This is a genomic window from Streptomyces sp. NPDC048825 (assembly GCF_043198355.1).
GTDB lineage: Bacteria > Actinomycetota > Actinomycetes > Streptomycetales > Streptomycetaceae > Streptomyces > Streptomyces xiangluensis.
In genome coordinates this window covers 162,003-180,090 of the sequence record NZ_JBICUR010000004.1, presented here as the reverse complement: position 1 = coordinate 180,090, position 18,088 = coordinate 162,003, and the positions used below count along the sequence as shown (strand labels likewise).

The following is an 18,088-nucleotide window of genomic DNA, read 5'->3' as shown; positions in this document are numbered from 1 at the left end:
TTACAGCGCGCCCTTCGTGGACGGAAGGATGCCGGCGGCCCGCGGGTCACGCTCGGAGGCGTAACGCAGCGCCCGCGCCAGCGCCTTGAACTGGCACTCCACGATGTGGTGCGCATTGCGCCCGTAGGGCACGTGCACGTGCAGCGCGATCTGCGCCTGGGCGACGAAGGACTCCAGGATGTGCCGCGTCATCGTGGTGTCGTACTCGCCGATCATCGGCGCCATCTTCTCGGGCTCCGTGTGCACGAGGTAGGGGCGGCCGGAGAGGTCGACGGTCACCTGGGCCAGCGACTCGTCCAGCGGCACGGTGCAGTTGCCGAACCGATAGATCCCCACCTTGTCGCCGAGTGCCTGTTTGAAGGCCGCGCCCAGCGCCAGAGCCGTGTCCTCGATGGTGTGGTGCGAGTCGATGTGCAGGTCGCCCTCGGTCTTCACGGTCAGGTCGAACAGGCCGTGACGGCCGAGCTGGTCGAGCATGTGGTCGTAGAAGCCGACCCCGGTCGACACATCGACCTTTCCGCTGCCGTCGAGGTCGATCTCAACGACGACGGACGTCTCCTTGGTGTTCCGTTCGACACGGCCTACGCGGCTCATGCGTTCTGCTCCTTCTTCAGTTCGCGCACCGCATCGAGGAACGCGTCGTTCTCTTCGGGCGTACCGGCGCTGACCCGCAGCCACCCCGGCACGCCGTTGTCCCGGACCAGGACGCCCCGGTCGAGGATCTTCTGCCAGACCTCATGGGCGTCGGCGAACCGCCCGAACTGCACGAAGTTGGCGTCGGACTCGGTCACTTCGTAGCCGATCGCGCGCAACTCGGCGACCAGCCGGTCCCGCTCGGCCTTCAGCTGCTCCACATATCCCAGCAGCGTGTCGGTGTGCTCCAGTGCGGCCAGCGCGGTCGCCTGGGTGACCGCCGACAGGTGATACGGCAGGCGTACGAGCTGGACGGCGTCCACCACCGAGGGGTGCGCGGCGAGATAGCCGAGGCGCAGCCCGGCCGCGCCGAACGCCTTCGACATGGTCCGCGAGACGACCAGATACGGCCGGCCTTCGAGCAGCGGCAGCAGCGAGTCGCCGTGGCTGAACTCGATGTACGCCTCGTCCACGACCACCATGGACGGCTTCGCCGCCTGCGCGGCCTCGTACAGCGCGATGACCGTCTCGGGCGGAACCGCGTTGCCCGTGGGGTTGTTGGGGGTCGTGATGAAGACGATGTCCGGCCGGTGCTCGGCGATCGCCTGCTCGGCGGCCACGAGGTCGACCGTGAAGTCGTCGCCCCGCGGTCCGGAGATCCAGCCCGTCCCCGTGCCGCGCGCGATCAGGCCGTGCATCGAGTACGAGGGCTCGAAGCCGATCGCCGTACGACCCGGCCCGCCGAAGGTCTGCAGCAGCTGCTGGATGACTTCGTTCGAGCCGTTGGCCGCCCATACGTTCTCGAGGCCGACCGCGTACTTACCGGTGTCCGTCAGGTACTTGGCCAGTTCGGTGCGCAGCTCCACCGCGTCCCGGTCGGGGTAGCGGTTGAGGTTCCGGGCAGCCTCGCGCACCCGCTCGGCGATCCGCTCGACGAGCGGTTCGGGCAGCGCGTACGGGTTCTCGTTGGTGTTCAGGCGTACGGGAACGTCGAGTTGGGGCGCGCCGTAAGGGGACTTGCCGCGCAGTTCGTCGCGTACGGGGAGATCGTCAATGCCGAAGGAACTCACTTGCTCGGCACCTTCCAGTCGAAGCGTGCCTTGATGGCCGCACCGTGCGCCGGCAGGTCCTCGGCCTCGGCGAGCGTCACCACGTGGTGCGCCACCTCCGCCAGCGCATCGCGCGTGTAGTCGACGATGTGGATGCCGCGCAGGAAGGACTGGACGCTGAGCCCCGAGGAGTGGCAGGCACAGCCGCCGGTCGGCAGGACGTGGTTGGAGCCCGCCGCGTAGTCGCCCAGCGACACGGGCGCCCAGGGGCCGATGAAGATCGCGCCCGCGTTCGTCACGCGGTCGGCCACCGAGGTGGCGTCGGCCGTCTGGATCTCAAGGTGCTCCGCACCGTACGCGTTCACGACCCGCAGGCCTTCGTCCACACCGGAGACCAGCACGATCGCGGACTGCCGGCCCGCGAGCGCCGGGGTGATCCGGTCCTCGATGTGCTTGGTGGCCGCGACCTGCGGCTGAAGCTCCTTCTCGACGGCATCGGCCAGCGCCACGGAGTCCGTGACGAGGACGGCCGCCGCGAGCGGGTCGTGCTCGGCCTGGCTGATCAGGTCGGCTGCGACGTGCACCGGGTCGGCGGTGTCGTCCGCGAGGATCGCGATCTCGGTGGGACCCGCCTCGGCGTCGATGCCGATCTTGCCCGCGAAATAGCGCTTGGCGGCGGCGACCCAGATGTTGCCAGGGCCCATGACCATCGGCGCCGGGGCGCAGGACTCGGTGCCGTACGCGAACATCGCGACGGCGGTCGCACCACCGGCCGCGTACACCTCATCGACGCCGAGCAGCGCGCAGGCGGCCAGGATCGTCGGGTGCGGCAGGCCCCCGAAGTCCGACTGGGCAGGAGAGGCGAGCGCGATCGACTCGACGCCGGCCTCCTGCGCCGGGACCACATTCATGATCACGGTCGACGGGTACACGGACCGCCCGCCGGGCGCGTACAGCCCGACCCGGTCGACGGGTACCCACTTCTCGGTGACCGAGCCGCCGGGCACGACCTGCGTGGTGTGCGTGGTGCGGCGCTGCTCGCGGTGGACGAGCCGGGCGCGGCGGATGGACTCCTCCAGGGCCGCGCGCACGGCCGGGTCCAGTTGTTCGAGAGCCGTGGCCAAAGCCTCGGCCGGAACCCGCACCGACTCCAGCCGTACGCCGTCGAACTTCTCGGCGAAATCGATCAGCGCCGCGTCGCCCCGATGGTGCACGGCCTCGCAGATCGGACGCACCTTCTCCAGGGCGGCCGAGACGTCGAAGTCGGCTCGGGGCAGCAGGTCGCGCAGGGCAGGACCCTCGGGGAGGGCGTCGCCGCGCAGATCGATTCGAGAGATCACGAAGCCAATTCTCTCAGACGCGGATCGGACGCCGGACGGCTGTATCAATCGCTGATACGAAGCCCGTACCGGCAGACCACCTTCACTCTGTGCGTTCATACGGTCACTCAGCGGGCATCACATGAACAGCTGTACGAACGCTGAGTGGCACGAGTAGCAGAGGAAGCAGGGAAACCGTGGCCGAGGGTGCCGGCATCCGGAACGGGGTCCGGGACGTGGATCCGCCGGGCGATCTCACCACCGCCGAGCGGGGAATGTGGCAGGCGTTCCGCAACGGCAGCATGTACGACCTGCGCACCGGGGACCCCACCGCGGACGATCCGCACGGCGGCCGTCCATGGGGCCCGGAGCGCAGTGTGCGGGCCCGCGTCGTGGCCATGCTGTTGCTGAACGGGCCGCCCGCGCTGGACGGCCGCGTCTCGTCCCTGAAGCTGACCGGCATCCAGATCACCGGCGTACTCGATCTCGCGGGCGGCACGATCGTCCCGTACGTCGAGATGAAGGGCTGCCGTTTCGAGAAGGAACTCCTGCTGCCGGAAGCCCGGTTCACGACCGTGCGCCTGGTCGCCTGCTCGGTGCCGCGTCTGGAGGCGGCCCGGCTGCACACCGAGGGCGATCTGCATCTGCCTCGCTGCCGCTTCCACCACGGCGTACGCCTCACGGACGCGCAGATCGGCACGGATCTGCTGCTCAACCAGGCCGTGGTCCACCGGGACCGGCACGGCCGCTCCATCACCGGCGACGGGATGACCGTAGGTCAGGACCTGCAGGCCGAAATGCTGGAGTCCGACGGGGAGTTGAGCCTGCGCGGCGCCACGGTGGGCGTCTCGCTCAGTCTGCGCGGCAGCCGGCTGAAGAACCCGCACGACCGGCTGGCGCTGAACGCCCCGCAACTGACCGTCGAGCGCACGCTCTATATGACGCCCGCGGGCGTCGGCAATCCGCTGCAGACCAGCGGCCGGACTCCGGCACGCGGAACGCGGGTGCAGCGCTTCGCGTGCGAGGGCGGGATCCGTCTGGACGACGGGCGGTTCGGGGACGCGGTGGACCTCGAGCAGGCCCGCTTCGTCCTCAGGGACGACCAGGAGATATCGCTGCGCCGCGTACAGGTACCCGAGCTGCGCTTCCTCGGGGAACGGCCGCGGCGCGGGCGGGTCGTGCTGTCCGGCGCCCGGGTCGTCAACCTCATGGACGCGGCTGGCAGTTGGCCGGGCGCGGGCCAGCTGCAGATGGGCGGCTTCCAGTACGAGAACCTCGTACCGCGCGGCCCGTTCCCGCTGGCCCGGCGCCTGGAGTGGGTGGCCGCGGCGACCCCCGAGTACAGCCCGGAGCCGTACGAGCGGCTGGCGGCCGTGCTGCGCGACGGCGGCGAGGACGAGGACGCGCGCGACGTGCTGCTCGCCAAGCAGCGCCACCGCCGCGAGTTCCTGCCGCTCGCGGCCAGGCTCTGGGGGTACGTACAGGACTGGACGGTCGCCTACGGGTACCGGCCGGGACGGGCCGCCCTATGGATGGCGGTCCTGTGGGCGGCGACCTCGCTCGCCTTCCGCCATGCCAACCATCCGCCGATCAAGACGGGCGAGCATCCGCCCTGGAACCCCTCCCTCTTCGCCCTGGACCTGCTCCTGCCCGTCATCGACCTCGGCCAGGCGGGCTACTGGCAGCTGCACGGGGGCTGGCAGTGGCTGGCCGCGGCGGTGATCCTCCTCGGCTGGATCCTGGCATCAGCGGTGGCAGCGGGCGCGACACGGCTCCTGCGCCGGGGCTGAACCGCTGCCCGAACACATGCAACCCTTGGGTCGTTTCAGCTGTCTTCCCACAGCAATCATCAATTGAGCAACCACGACGGCGAGCACCCGGTCCGCGAGAGCGGCGCCGGCTCAGGCGCAGAGGGAGGTGCCCCAATGGCACTGCTACGCGCGTTCATCCGTACCGCCCGGATGGCACGGAACACCTCCCCGCTCGCCGCCGGTCTGCCCGGCGACGACGAGGTGCTGCTCGACGCCCCTGACGAGCGGCTCGCGCCTGCGCTGGTCGCCGCGGGCCGGGGCGAGTACGAGGCCGCGGCCAAGCTGCTGGCCACTACCCGGGAGGCCGCCGAGTGGGAGGACCGCGACCGGTACGCCACGCGCCTGGCCGCTTTCGCGCGCTCCCGCCCCGAGTGGTTCGCGCTCTGGCGGTACGCGGCCCCGCACGATCCCGACGCGCTGCTCGTCAAGGCCGAGCTGGCGGTGTGCCAGGGCTGGGAGTCGCCGGCCCGTGCCGAACTGCTGCGCCAGGTCACGCCGTTGATTACCACGGCCGCCGAGGCCGACCCGCGCGATCCGGTGCCATGGCGGATCGCGCTGGACCACGCCCGGGGCACGAACGCGCCGCACACCGAGTTCGAACAGCTGTGGTCGGAGGCCGTACGCCGCTCCCCGCACCACTACGGCTGCCATGTGTCCGCCCTCCAGTACCTTTCCGCGGCCTGGTACGGCTCGCACCGCGAGTGCTTCGACTTCGCCGAGCGGGCCGCGCAGGACGCGCTGCCGGGCTCCCTCGTCCAGGCGCTGCCGGTGCGCGCGGCCTTCGCGTATCTGACCGAGGAGAGCGGCAGGTGCGCGGTGCCGCGCGAGCGCCTGGACGCGGCGGCCGATCTGGCGATCGCCCTGTCGCAGGAGTACGCGCCCGCTGACCCGTGGCCCGCCCAGGTCCGCAACCTGCTCACGTACGTGCTGGTCCGGCTCGAACGCTGGGAGGACGCGCTGGCTGAACTGCGCCGGATCGGGCCGTACGCCACCTCGTTCCCCTGGGACCGGATCTCGGACGACCCACTCGGGCAGTTTCTCGAACTCCGGGACGGCGTACGGCTGGAAGTGGCCGCTCGCACGCCGTTCAAGCTGCGGAGAGCGGCGCCCGCGCGTCCGCTGAGTGACCACGGCGAACCCGCCCACCCCGGCGACCATTAGGCTTTTGCGTCGTGACCACCGTCCGGCTCCCCCTCTTCCCCCTGAACACGGTGCTGTTCCCGGGCCTCGTGCTGCCCCTGAACGTCTTCGAGGAGCGCTATCGCGCCATGATGCGCGAGCTCCTGAAGACTCCCGAGGACGAACCCCGCCGGTTCGCCGTCGTCGCCATCCGCGACGGCCACGAGGTCGCGCCGAGCGCGCCGGGGCTGCCGGACCTGACGGCCGTACCGGAGCGGGGGCCCACGGCAGGTTTCGGCGACGATCCCGCGCAGGCCTTCCACAAGGTGGGCTGTATCGCGGACGCGGCGACCATCCGGGAGCGGGCCGACGGCAGCTTCGAGGTGCTGGCCACCGGGACGAGGCGCGTACGGCTGCTCTCTGTGGACGCGTCCGGCGCGTTCCTGACGGCCGAGCTGGAAGAGCTGGAGGAGGACCCGGGCGAGGAGGCCGGGGCGCTCGCCGAGGGAGTACTGCGGGCCTTCCGCCAGTACCAGAAGCGGCTGGCCGGGGCGCGCGAACGGTCCCTGTCGACCGGGGGCGAGCTGCCGGACGAGCCGTCCGTCGTCTCCTACCTGGTAGCGGCGGCGGCGATGCTGGACGTCCCGGCGAAACAGCGCCTGCTCCAGGCACCGGACACGGCGTCACGCCTGCGCGAGGAGCTGAAACTGCTGCGCGCGGAGACGGCGATCATCCGTAACCTGCCCTCACTGCCCGCGTCGGAGCTCACGCGCAGTCCGACGAGCCTCAACTGAGGCGATCGGCGGAATCAGGGAGATCTGCTGAGTCAGTGGGTGCGAAATCAGCCACCCAGGCGCCCTGAAATCGATGGAAACCCCGTGATCACCGTCCTTATGATCACCGCGCTGGCCATGACCGTGGCCATGACCACCAGCAAGGGGGAACAACCAGATGAGTCGTCGGAGCATCGTGACCGTCGCCGCCTGTGTGGCGGCCGGTTCTACGCTCATGATCGCGCCTGCTCACGCGTCCGAGACCAAGGACGCGGGAATCCAGGCCAGGGTCGAGTGCACGCGTCTGAGCAACGGGCAGCTCTGCATTTCCCTGAACACGAGCCCCAGCCGCATCGAGGTCTTCTACACGAAGAGCGGCGGCGGCAAGATCAGCGCGCAGCTCGGATACCGAACCACCAACGGTGGCGGCAGGTGGGGGCCGACGAAGAGCATCAGCACGGGTGAGCGGGCCAACACCACCTGGACCGTGAGCTACCGGTGCGACGTGGACTACAAGGGGCTGATCAAGGTCTCCGGGCAGGGGACCTTCGAGACCCCGTGGGCGACCTGCTGACCGAAGCCGGCCTCTGACTGGAGAGGCAGTCGCGAACCGCCCCCGCCCCGGGCACCGTTCCGGGCGGGGGCGGCCGCGTTCGGCCGTCTGGGATGATGAAGGCCCATGGCGAAGAAGTCGAAGAAACAGCAGCAGTCCGGGGGGACGCCCGCGACGGTGGCCCTCACGGCGGCGGGTGTCGCGTACACGGTCCACGCCTACGAGCACGACCCCTCCCACCCGTCGTACGGCGAGGAGGCCGCCGAGGCGATGAACGTCTCCCCCGACCGCGTCTTCAAGACCCTGGTGGCGGACGTCGACGGCGAGCTCACAGTGGCCGTGGTCCCCGTGGCAGGCTCCCTCGACCTGAAGGCCCTGGCGGCAGCAGTGGGCGGCAAACGCGCCACGATGGCCGACCCGGCGGCTGCGGAGCGCACGACGGGCTACGTCCGCGGCGGCATCTCCCCCCTGGGCCAGCGCAAGAAGCTCCGCACGGTCCTCGACGCCTCGGCCTCGGCCCACCCCACGATCTGTGTCTCGGCAGGCCGCCGCGGCCTGGAGGTCGAACTCTCCCCGAACGACCTGACCAAGCAGACGGAAGCGATCTCGGCACCGATCGCCCGCACGTGACCTCTCGACGAATGCCGCACTCTCGGCTAAACCGAGAACATGTCGAAGAAAACACGCAAACGCAAGTGGCGCATGAAGAAGGGCCGCTCGAATCATGGGCATAGGCCCGCGTAGGGGAAACGGTGGGCGGTAGGTACCGCTGAGGCGGACCGACCGCCCACCTGCACTCACCTGCACCATTCAGCGAAGGCCAGCCACAAGCCGCCCGCCTGGGGGCACCTCCCAGCGGTAGCTGGGGGAGCCTGGGGGACGAGGCCGCTAGGCCGATGGGGGTCCGGGGCGGAGCCCCAGCGGGGTCCGGGGCGGAGCCCCAGGATGATGGGTCCCCCGCTCGAGTGAAGCCGAGAGTGGGGAGGGTAGGGGGTAGGGGCGGCGGGGTGAAGAACCGTGGCGCCCGCCCCGCAAGGAACCGCGCCCTACGCCGGAGGCGCCCCGTACGGGCTCTGCGCACAAGGATCCGGCTCAGGATCCCGTGGCCCGAACAACGCCGTCAGCCCCAGATGAACGACCAGCGCCCCCAAAGACCACGCCAGCAACGCCCCCTTCGCCCCAAGCTCCAGCGGCGCAGCGAACGTGACCCCCCGCCCGACCTCCCGCGCATGGGCCGCCACATCCTGCGTGGGCCCCAGCCATATCCCCAGCCGCCAGGCAAGCAACGAACCGACCACACCCCCGACCGTGAGCGCGACAACGATCGGAATCCCACCACGTCGCCGCAGCACGAACACGACCAGCGCACTCACCAGCCCGAACCCGAGCGCGAGCAGAGTGAACGTCCCGTCCACCCCGATGGCCTGCTCCCCCTCCGTGTCCTTGAGATAGACCGCGGACGAGTCCGAGACCAACGGCACCTCAGGTGCCAGCCACCACCACAGCACCCCGAGCAACAACCCACCGAGCGCCATCGCCAGCGCGATGACACCGGCTTCCCGCAGTTCCGTCTTCATCCCGGGACCGTCCTCCTGATAACCGACGGATCCGCCCGCACCAGCGGCGGCGGGCGGCGACGCCTGCCAGGCAGGGTGCGGAGACTGGTACTCCGGAGGCTGCTGATCCGGAGAAGGACGATGCGGCGGCTGGGGCGGAGTAAGCGGTGCGGTCACCCTGACATCGTGCCAGGCTCGCCCGTCAACCGCGTCATCGGACGGCAGCCCGACGATAAGCCCAGGTCGCAACCGCCAGCGAGACGACCCCGACCCCCGCACACACGGCGAGGTCGAGTACGACGACCCCCCAGTCGGGATGCGCCCCAAAGGTCAGCCCGAAGGCCTCGACCCCGTACGTGGACGGCAGCAGATCACGCGCGTACTGGACGACCGTGGGCAGCCGTTCCGCCGGCAGCACCCCGAGCAGCAGAGCCGCCGACATCCCCAACTGCCCGAGCAACGTGGCCAGTTCGGGCCGCGGCGCCAGCAGCCCGAGCGCGGCTCCGAGCCCGGCGAGCGCCGCGCCCGCGAGCGGGATCACGGCGGCGAGGATCCACAGATGAGCCATCGGCAGGCCGAACAGCACGCACCCGAAGACGGCGGTGACCACAGTCCCCGGCACGGTGAAGGAGGCGTACGCACCCGCGGCACCCAGCACCACCGCCGCCGGCGGCACCGGCAACGTCGCGTAGTGGTCGAGCCCACCACTCGCACGCAACTGCCCGAAGTACTGAGCGAGCAGATTCAGCGCGACGAACGCGAGGACGAGCACCGACGAGCCCGCCACCACGGCCCGCGCCTCTCCCCCGCCGTCCACCACCCCGCGCATCAGGACCATGATCCCGATCGACTGGAAGGTGGCCACGAACAGCAGCGGAATCCGAGCGACCCGCGCCCGGGACAGCTGCGCCCGGTAGACAGCGCAAAGCGCAGGCCACAGCCGGGCACGCGGTCCGAGCTCGGCGGCTTGTTCCGCGACGGCGTCCTCGACGGGGAGGGCACGGCCCGGCAGGACCTCGGCGGGTACGACACTCACGTCGAGCGGCTCCTGTTCGCTTCAGCAGTCGTCCTGTTCCGTACGGCCAGAGCGGCCCGAACACTCACGCCTTGACCAACCCCCGTACATTGCCGGCGCTCCCGCCCAGCGCCAGATACACGTCTTCGAGGCTCGGTGTGGCGAGCGTGAAGTCGTCCAGGGCGGCGAACGCGGCCCCGCCGGTGACGGCGGCGACGGCCGCGCGGGCCTCCTCCGGGGCAAGGCGCAGCGCCCAGCGGCGGCCGGACTCGACGGCGCGGTCGCGCAGCGCGGCGACCTCGGGAACGTCGAGAGGCGCACGCTCGCGCCAGACGAGTTCGAGGCGCACCTCGCCCGCGACCTGCTCCTTCAGCCCGGAGGGGGTGTCGCAGGCGATGACACGGCCCTGGTCCATCACGGCGACACGGTCGAGAACCGTCTCGGCCTCGATGACGTTGTGGGTGACCAGGAGAACCGTCGTGCCGTTCTCGGCCCGGCGCCGGTCGACGGCGCCCCAGACGGCGCGACGGGCGATCGGGTCCATGCCGGCGGTCGGCTCGTCGAGTACGAGCAGCGGCCGTTCACCCACAAGAGTGGCGGCGAAGCAGGCGAGCCGCCGCTGCCCGCCGGACAGTTTCCGCAGCGGCCGCGAGGCGAGGGCGGTGAGACCCAGCTCCTCGAGGACGGTGTCCCGCTCGGCCCGCGCGCTGCGCACATCGAGCCCGCGCAGCCGCCCGGTGGTCTCCGCGGCGAGCGACACCGTCAGTTCGTCGAGCGCGGTCGACTCCTGTCCCAGGTACGCGAGGATTCGCGCCGCCCGCTCGGGATGGCGCACGACGTCGTGCCCGAGGATCTCGACGCTGCCGCGATCGGGGCGCATCAGTCCGGTCAGCTGCCGTACGAGGGTGGACTTCCCGGCACCGTTGGGCCCGAGCAACCCGAAGATCTCGCCGCGCCGGATGTCGATCCGTACGCCGTCGGTGGCCCGCACCTCGGGTGTCCCGGGTGCTCCGCGCCGTCCGCGCACCGCCGGATAGGTCTTGGTCAGATCTCGCACCGCGCACACGACATCCCCACCGTGCCCGTTCGGGGCTGTCTGTGCGGTGCGCGTACTCACGAGGGACGAGCCTACGGGGTCGCGGGCGCCGCATCGCGCTCGGGGCACCATCGGGGTCGAAACCGGGACACCGCAGCGCCCGCCGCTTCACTCCTCCGCGGGCGCGTGCTCCGCGCCCCGTAAGGGGCGCGGGGAACTGCGCGACCAGCCACAACAAACCCGCAGCCGCCTACGAACAGAGCCCCCGAGGTACTAGGCGCTTCATTCCCCAGCGGGAGCGTGCTCCGCAGCCGTCCGTACATCGATCTCACGCCAGAACCCCGCCCGGATCGCGTACCGGTCATGCTCGTCGATCTGGTCGTCCTTGTGCGCGAGCAGCCCGAACCGCGCCGCGTACCGCAGCAGCTCGCCGTCGATCCGGTGCGGTACCCGCGGATACATCGTGGACAGCTTCTGCAGATGCGCCGGGTCGGACAGCCGCTCCATCCAGCGCCGGGCGAACACCTGACCGACCTCGTACGGATCCCCGCCCACCGTCGTGATGTCCTCCTCACGGTCGGCCCACCGCTGCTCGGCCGTGGTCAGCTGCGCGAGCGTCGGCAACGCGGCGGCGTCCGCGGACTCGGCGGCGCCGGGCCGGTCCACCCACCCCTTGTCGGACGACCACCGCAGCGTCGCGTTCGCGGGATGCTGGGCGGCCTGTGCACCGGGCGCTCGCAACGCCGCCAGATCCTTCGGCGTCGGCACCCCCTTCGCGGCCGGCACCCGCTCCTGAGTGCCGTTCTCACTCGGCGCCGACTGCGGGTGCTGCCGCTCCCGCGCGCCCCGCTCGCTCCCGGAGGACAGCGCGGACTCGGGCAGCGGCGCGGAGAGGATCGCGGCGATCTCGGGCCGCGGCGCGGGCGGCGGCGCGCAGATCCCGCCGAACTCCTTGGCCCGTACGGCCTTGGTGATCCATGTCCGGTCCAGTACGCGGCGCTCGTCGGCCTCCGCGACGAGGTCCTCGGACTGGTTGTAGTCGCCGTCGGCAGCCTGCACCGCCCACAGGTGTACGGCGACCCCGTGCTCTTTGGCGGCCATCATGCCCGGCAGCAGATCCCCGTCACCGGTCACCAGAACCACGTCGGAGCAGGCCCGGTTGCGCGCCAGCTCGGTGAGCTCGGCATGCATGGCGGCGTCGACGCCCTTCTGCGCCCACCGCCCGTCACTGCGGGTAAGCGCTCCCAGACGTACGGTCACCCGGGGCATCACACGCAGCCTGCGGTGCTCTGGCTGCGGTACGCGGTCGGGGGCGCCGTCGAACCAGTAGATGCGCAACAGGGGCCGTTCCGTGTCGGACTCGGCGCGCTCGCGCAACCCCTGGATCAGGGCAGTGTGGTCGACGGTGATCCGGGACCTCGAAGGCTCCCCGGCGAGGAGACTGGCGGCGGCCCCGAGCAGATACCCGGCGTCCACCAGGACGATGCAGCGGTCCACGCGATCCACCCTCTTTCCGGGAGGTTTGCTTCGGGCTTCCTTCGAGTCTGCCCGACTGCGCGGAGGTTAACGGCCGGAACTCGATCTTCGGCGTGGCGTATCGGAACTTCACTCTCCGACAGACCTTATTACGCACGGTAATTCTCCGACATGCGCGGCTTCTGCGCCTATGTGAATCTGATCCCGGTCCTGACCCCTAGGTACCCCCACAGGAGGCAGATCACCATGGCCAAGAACAAGAACCGCAAGCAGAGCGGCCCGCACCAGCGCGGCGCACAGGATCAAGCCCGGCGCGGAGCCGAGGAGTTGGCGTCCGCCGCCGATCAGACAGAATCCGCGCCGGGTTCCGCCCAGTTCGTCTCCGGCGGCGGCAAGCGGCAGAAGAAGTTCGGCCACAACTAGGGGGCTGCACAGCACGAGAGGGGCGCACCCGGATTGATCGGGCGTGCCCCTCGTCGTTTTCCGTACGCGGTATTTCCTGCGTACGTCGTTTCAGTACGCGCCTGCTCAGCCGGCCAGGCAGGACGGGCCGAGCAGTACCTTCAAGTCCCCGAAGAGCGCCGGGTCCGGCTTCACCCGGTGCCGGTCGAGCCGCAGGACCGTCGTCTTGCGCGGGCCCTGGAGCTTGATGCGTACCTCGCTGTCGCCCTTGTGATGGCTGAGGATCTCGCCGAGCCGGCTGACCATGGGCGGGGTGACCTTCAGAGCCGGGATCGTGAGGATGACGGGGGCGTTGGTGCCCGCGTTCGACAGATCCGGGACCTGGAGTTCCATGGCGACGAGGCGGGGTACGTCCTCGCGTTTGTCGAGGCGTCCCTTGACGAACACCACGGCGTCCTCGACGAGTTGGGTCGACACCAGCTGGTAGGTGGCGGGGAAGAACATGCACTCCAGAGAGCCGGCCAGGTCCTCGACGGTGGCGATGGCCCAGGCGTTGCCCTGCTTGGTCATCTTGCGCTGGAGGCCGGAGATGATGCCGCCGATGGTGACGACCGCCCCGTCGCCGAAGTCGCCGCCGGTGAGCTGGGCGATGCCCGCGTCGGCCTTGTCCGACAGCACGTGTTCCAGGCCGAACAGCGGGTGGTCGGAGACGTACAGGCCGAGCATCTCCCGCTCCTGGGCGAGCAGGTAGGCCTTGTCCCACTCGTCGTCGGTGAAGCTGACGTCCAGACCGAAGCCGGGCTCGCTGCTCTCCTCCTCGCCCATGCCGCCGAAGAGGTCGAACTGGCCCTCGGCCTCCTTGCGTTTGACCGCCACCACGTTGTCGATCATCGGCTCGAACTGGGCGGTCAGCCCCTTGCGGGTGTGGCCCATGGTGTCGAAGGCGCCCGCCTTGATCAGCGATTCGGTGGTGCGCTTGTTGCAGACGACGGCCTCGACCTTGTCGAGGTAGTCGGGGAAGGAGGCGTACTTTCCCTTGGCCTTGCGCGAGCGGATGATCGACTCCACGACGTTCGTGCCGACGTTGCGGACGGCCGAGAGGCCGAAGAGGATCACGTCGTCGCCCTGGGCGGCGAAGTTGGACATCGACTCGTTGACGTTCGGCGGGAGCACCTTGATGCCCATGCGCCGGCATTCGTTGAGGTAGACGGCCGACTTGTCCTTGTCGTCCTTGACCGAGGTGAGCAGCGCGGCCATGTACTCGGCGGGGTAGTTCGCCTTCAGGTACGCGGTCCAGTACGAGACGAGTCCGTACGCGGCGGAGTGGGCCTTGTTGAACGCGTAGCCGGCGAAGGGGACCAGCACGTCCCACAGGGCCTGGATCGCCTCGTCGCTGTAGCCCTTCTTCCGGGCGCCCTCCTGGAAGAGGACGAAGTTCTTCGCCAGCTCCTCGGGCTTCTTCTTGCCCATCACGCGGCGCAGGATGTCGGCCTCGCCGAGCGAGTAGCCGGCGATGATCTGGGCTGCCTTCTGCACCTGCTCCTGGTACACGATCAGGCCGTAGGTGACGGCGAGCACCTCTTCGAGGGGCTCTTCCAGCTCCTTGTGGATCGGTGTGATCTCCTGGCGGCCGTTCTTGCGCTCCGCGTAGTTGATGTGCGAGTTCATGCCCATCGGGCCCGGCCGGTAGAGGGCCGAGACGGCGGAGATGTCCTCGAAGTTGTCGGGCTGCATCTGGCGGAGCAGCGAGCGCATCGGGCCGCCGTCGAACTGGAACACGCCGAGGGTGTCACCGCGGCAGAGCAGTTCGAAGGTCTTGGGATCGTCCAGCGGGAGGGCGAGCATCTCCAGGTCGATGCCCTTGTTGGCCTTCACCATCTTGATGGCGTCGTCCATGATCGTGAGGTTGCGCAGGCCCAGGAAGTCCATCTTCAGCAGGCCGAGCGACTCGCACTGGGGGTAGTCCCACTGTGTGATGGTCACGCCGTCGGTGTGCCGCACCCAGATCGGGGCGTGGTCGACGATGGGCTCGCTGGACATGATCACGCCGGCCGCGTGCACACCCATCTGCCGGACGAGTCCCTCGACGCCCTTCGCGGTGTCGATGACCTTCTTCACGTCCGGTTCGTTCTCGTACATCCCGCGGATCTCGCCGGCCTCGCTGTAGCGGGGGTGCGAGGGGTCGGTGATGCCGTTCAGGTCGATGCCCTTGCCGAGGACGTCGGCGGGCATCGCCTTGGTGAGCCGGTCGCCCATCGCGTACGGGTAGCCCAGCACGCGTGCGGCATCCTTGATCGCGTTCTTCGCCTTGATCTTGCCGTAGGTGCCGATCATGGCGACCTTGTCGGCGCCGTACTTCTCCGTCACGTATCGGATCACCTCGACGCGCCGACGCTCGTCGAAGTCGATGTCGACATCGGGCATCGAGACACGCTCGGGGTTGAGGAACCGCTCGAAGATCAGACCGTGCGGGATCGGGTCGAGGTCGGTGATGCCCATGGCGTACGCGACGATCGAACCGGCCGCGGAACCACGGCCCGGACCCACCGCGATGCCCTGCTTCTTGGCCCACATGATGAAGTCGGCGACGACGAGGAAGTAGCCCGGGAACCCCATCTGGATGATGACGTCCATCTCGTACTCGGCCTGCTTCTGCCGGTCCTCCGGGATGCCGCCGGGAAAGCGGCGCTCCATGCCGCGGCGCACCTCCTCCTGGAACCAGGTGACCTCGGTGTAGCCCTCCGGGATGTCGAACTTCGGCATCAGGTTCCGCGACTCGAACATCCCGGTGGTGTCGACCTGCTCGGCCACCAGCAGCGTGTTGGCGCATCCCTGCTGCCAGGCGTCCGAGGAGTCGATGGCGTACATCTCGTCCGTCGTCTTCAGGTAGTAGCCGGTGCCGTCGAACTTGAAGCGGTCCGGATCCGAGACGTTCTTACCGGTCTGAATGCACAACAGGGCATCGTGAGCGGCCGCCTCGTGCGCATACGTGTAGTGCGAGTCGTTGGTCACCAGCGGCGGAATGCCCAGCTTCTTGCCGATCTCCAGCAGCCCGTCCCTGACCCGCCGCTCGATCTCGATGCCGTGGTCCATCAGCTCCAGGAAGTACCGGTCCTTGCCGAAGATGTCCTGGTACTCCGCGGCCGCCTTCAGCGCCTCGTCGAACTGGCCGAGCCGCAACCGGGTCTGCAACTCCCCCGAAGGACACCCGGTGGAGGCGATGAGCCCCTCCGACCACTGGGAGATGGTCTCCTTGTCCATCCGCGGCCACTTCTGCAGCCAGCCCTCCGCATACGCGTCCGAGGACAGCTTGAACAGGTTGTGCAGGCCGGTCTTGTTCGCCGCCCAGATCGTCTTGTGCGTGTAGCCACCGGAGCCGGACACGTCGTCGCGCTTCTGGTGCGGCTGGCCCCACTGGATCTTCCGCTTGTTGCGCCGCGACTCCGGCGCCACATACGCCTCGATGCCGATGATCGGCGTGACCCCGGCCTTCTTGGCGGAGTGGAAGAAGTCGTACGCCCCGTGCAGGTTGCCGTGGTCGGACATGGCGATGTGCGTCATGCCCATCTCGTTGCACGCGTCGAACATGTCCTTCAGCCGCGCGGCACCGTCCAGCAGCGAGTACTGGGTGTGGACGTGCAGGTGCGTGAACGGCGGCTTTGACACGGTTTCGGCCTCCAAGAAGAACGGGCGTCGACGGGGATCCGACAGGCTGCGGACAGTCTGGGGTCAGCGTCGAAGTCTATGCCTCGGCACTGACAATTTGAGTGGAACACTGTGGCGCGAAGCGCCTCGATGAGGGGTGGTGGTCGGGCGACGGGCGGGATGCCCCGCGTACGTTCACATGCGGAGAACGGGCACTCCCGCGTACCTTCGTCCGTTGGAAGAGGACGGGCGATTTCCGTCCCACTTGTCATGCATCACCCTGCACCTGGAGGCACCCCGCGATGTCGGATCCGCAGCTCAGCGCCGAGCAACGCGGCGAACAGATCCTCGCCGTCTTCGACACCGCCTTCGGCGAGTTGCTGGCCGCCGACCCGGCCGCATTCCGCGTGAAGTTCCGCAAAATGGCGGCCTCGGCGTTCGCCTTCTACCGCGGCACGGCGTGCCTCTTCTACCACGACCTGGAGCAGGAGAACGCCGGGCGGGGTGCTGGGAGGATTCTCAGTGGGCCGTACCTCGACGAGCGCACCTCGCGCGTGTGGATCCACGGCGACCTGCACGCCGAGAACTTCGGTTCGTACATGGATTCCCAGGGCCGCCTGATCTTCAACGTCAACGACTTCGACGAGGCGTACGTCGGCCCCTTCACCTGGGACCTCAAGCGCCTCGCGGCCTCCGTGGCGCTGATCGGGTACGCGAAGGCGCTCAGCGACGAGCAGATCACCGAGCTGGTGCGGATCTACGCGGCCTCGTACCGCGACCGGATCCACGCGCTCGCGACAGGCGCCAAGAGCGACGAGGTGCCTCCCTTCACGCTGGACACCGCCCAGGGCCCGCTCCTGGACGCGCTGCGTGACGCCCGCTCGCTGACCCGCTTCGGGCTGCTCGAGTCGATGACGGAGATCCGCGACTTCGAGCGCCGCTTCGCGCCGGGCGGCGGCTCCATCGAGCTGGACGCGGCCACGCGCTACAAGGTGCTCGCGGCCTTCGACGGTTATCTGGAGACGCTGCCGGAGGCATCCCTGGCCCGCCCGGACTCGTACCGCGTGAAGGACGTCGTGGGCCGCCGCGGCATCGGCATCGGTTCGGCCGGTCTCCCCTCGTACAACATCCTTCTGGAGGGCGCCACCGACGCCCTGGAGAACGATGTGGTGATCTACATCAAGCAGGCCCAGACCCCGGCCGTCTCCCGGCACATCACGGACCCGGCCATCCGCGAGTACTTCCAGCATGAGGGCCACCGCACGGTGATCTCACAGCGCGCCCTCCAGGCGCACGCCGACCCGTGGCTCGGCTGGACCGAGCTGGACGGCGCGGGCCAGCTCGTCGCCGAGGTCTCGCCGTACGCGGTGGACCTGGACTGGGGCGACATCGACGACCCGGAGGAGATTGCGGCGGTCGTCGCCGACCTGGGGCGTGCCACGGCCACCATGCACGCGGCGGCGGACGACGAGAGCGGCCACTCCGAGCTGGTGCCGTTCTCCACGGAGCGGGCCATCGACGCGGCGATCGCGGCGGACGAGTCCGGCTTCGGCGACCTCCTGGTGGACTTCGCCCACGCGTACGGCGCACGGGCACGCGCCGACCACCAGATCTTCGTGGACCTGTTCCGCAACGGACGGATTCCGGGGCTGTAGACCGGTCACCGCGCCCTCACGCACAGGGAGCTTTTAGCGCTCCCTT

General features: G+C 69.4%; 15 protein-coding genes. 7 read left to right on the top strand and 8 right to left on the bottom strand.

Going from position 1 to position 18,088, the window contains the following annotated elements; translation table 11 throughout:
• Genes hisB through hisD form a run of 3 tightly spaced genes read right to left on the bottom strand, consistent with a single transcriptional unit; the run spans window position 1 to window position 3,022 of the window.
• Complete coding sequence (gene hisB, locus ACGFNK_RS12190) at window positions 1-594, bottom strand: imidazoleglycerol-phosphate dehydratase HisB (protein ID WP_151479224.1); 594 nt, start codon at window positions 592-594, stop codon at window positions 1-3.
• Window positions 591-1,703 (bottom strand): histidinol-phosphate transaminase, encoded by a 1,113-nt coding sequence (locus ACGFNK_RS12185; RefSeq protein WP_393414784.1) that lies wholly within the window; start codon window positions 1,701-1,703, stop codon window positions 591-593. Before ACGFNK_RS12185 ends, hisB begins: the two co-directional genes overlap by 4 nt.
• The gene (gene hisD / locus ACGFNK_RS12180) at window positions 1,700-3,022 is read right to left on the bottom strand and encodes a histidinol dehydrogenase (RefSeq protein WP_386345872.1); all 1,323 of its coding nucleotides are present in this window, start codon (window positions 3,020-3,022) and stop codon (window positions 1,700-1,702) included. The genes ACGFNK_RS12185 and hisD overlap by 4 nt, the downstream gene beginning before the upstream one ends.
• Window positions 3,023-3,198: 176 nt before the next feature.
• On the opposite strand from hisD, the gene ACGFNK_RS12175 reads away from it, so the two are divergent.
• The 5 genes from ACGFNK_RS12175 to ybaK all read left to right on the top strand — a co-directional run bounded on the left by ACGFNK_RS12175 (window position 3,199) and on the right by ybaK (window position 7,887).
• Window positions 3,199-4,791 (top strand): oxidoreductase, encoded by a 1,593-nt coding sequence (locus tag ACGFNK_RS12175; protein WP_393414780.1) that lies wholly within the window; start codon window positions 3,199-3,201, stop codon window positions 4,789-4,791.
• Window positions 4,792-4,926: 135 nt separating this feature from the next.
• Window positions 4,927-5,973: a hypothetical protein gene (locus tag ACGFNK_RS12170; RefSeq protein ID WP_393414777.1), complete on the top strand. Its 1,047-nt coding sequence runs from the start codon at window positions 4,927-4,929 to the stop codon at window positions 5,971-5,973.
• An 11-nt stretch (window positions 5,974-5,984) separates the two neighbouring features.
• Complete coding sequence (locus tag ACGFNK_RS12165) at window positions 5,985-6,725, top strand: LON peptidase substrate-binding domain-containing protein (protein ID WP_386345877.1); 741 nt, start codon at window positions 5,985-5,987, stop codon at window positions 6,723-6,725.
• A gap of 157 nt (window positions 6,726-6,882) precedes the next feature.
• Complete coding sequence (locus ACGFNK_RS12160) at window positions 6,883-7,278, top strand: hypothetical protein (protein ID WP_393414774.1); 396 nt, start codon at window positions 6,883-6,885, stop codon at window positions 7,276-7,278.
• 105 nt (window positions 7,279-7,383) lie between these two features.
• Window positions 7,384-7,887, top strand: coding sequence for a Cys-tRNA(Pro) deacylase (ybaK, locus tag ACGFNK_RS12155; protein WP_393414771.1), 504 nt, complete (start codon window positions 7,384-7,386; stop codon window positions 7,885-7,887).
• A 416-nt stretch (window positions 7,888-8,303) separates the two neighbouring features.
• On the opposite strand, the gene ACGFNK_RS12150 is transcribed toward ybaK, so the two are convergent.
• The 4 genes from ACGFNK_RS12150 to ACGFNK_RS12135 form a co-directional block, all read right to left on the bottom strand.
• The gene (locus ACGFNK_RS12150) at window positions 8,304-8,990 is read right to left on the bottom strand and encodes an AAA family ATPase (protein ID WP_393414768.1); all 687 of its coding nucleotides are present in this window, start codon (window positions 8,988-8,990) and stop codon (window positions 8,304-8,306) included.
• A gap of 34 nt (window positions 8,991-9,024) precedes the next feature.
• Window positions 9,025-9,849 (bottom strand): ABC transporter permease, encoded by an 825-nt coding sequence (locus ACGFNK_RS12145; RefSeq protein ID WP_386345884.1) that lies wholly within the window; start codon window positions 9,847-9,849, stop codon window positions 9,025-9,027.
• Window positions 9,850-9,913: 64 nt separating this feature from the next.
• Window positions 9,914-10,945 (bottom strand): ABC transporter ATP-binding protein, encoded by a 1,032-nt coding sequence (locus ACGFNK_RS12140; protein WP_393414764.1) that lies wholly within the window; start codon window positions 10,943-10,945, stop codon window positions 9,914-9,916.
• 201 nt (window positions 10,946-11,146) lie between these two features.
• Window positions 11,147-12,361 carry an NYN domain-containing protein gene (locus ACGFNK_RS12135; protein WP_393414761.1) on the bottom strand — a complete coding sequence of 405 codons (1,215 nt, stop codon included), beginning with the start codon at window positions 12,359-12,361 and terminating at the stop codon, window positions 11,147-11,149.
• A gap of 225 nt (window positions 12,362-12,586) precedes the next feature.
• On the opposite strand from ACGFNK_RS12135, the gene ACGFNK_RS12130 reads away from it, so the two are divergent.
• Complete coding sequence (locus tag ACGFNK_RS12130; protein ID WP_344392263.1) at window positions 12,587-12,763, top strand: hypothetical protein; 177 nt, start codon at window positions 12,587-12,589, stop codon at window positions 12,761-12,763.
• Between the two features lie 105 nt (window positions 12,764-12,868).
• Here the strand turns inward: ACGFNK_RS12130 and dnaE are convergent, their stop codons facing one another.
• Window positions 12,869-16,408 (bottom strand): DNA polymerase III subunit alpha, encoded by a 3,540-nt coding sequence (gene dnaE, locus ACGFNK_RS12125; protein ID WP_393414758.1) that lies wholly within the window; start codon window positions 16,406-16,408, stop codon window positions 12,869-12,871.
• A 281-nt stretch (window positions 16,409-16,689) separates the two neighbouring features.
• On the opposite strand from dnaE, the gene ACGFNK_RS12120 reads away from it, so the two are divergent.
• Complete coding sequence (locus tag ACGFNK_RS12120) at window positions 16,690-18,042, top strand: DUF2252 domain-containing protein (protein WP_344392265.1); 1,353 nt, start codon at window positions 16,690-16,692, stop codon at window positions 18,040-18,042.
• The last annotated feature ends 46 nt before the right edge of the window (window positions 18,043-18,088 follow it).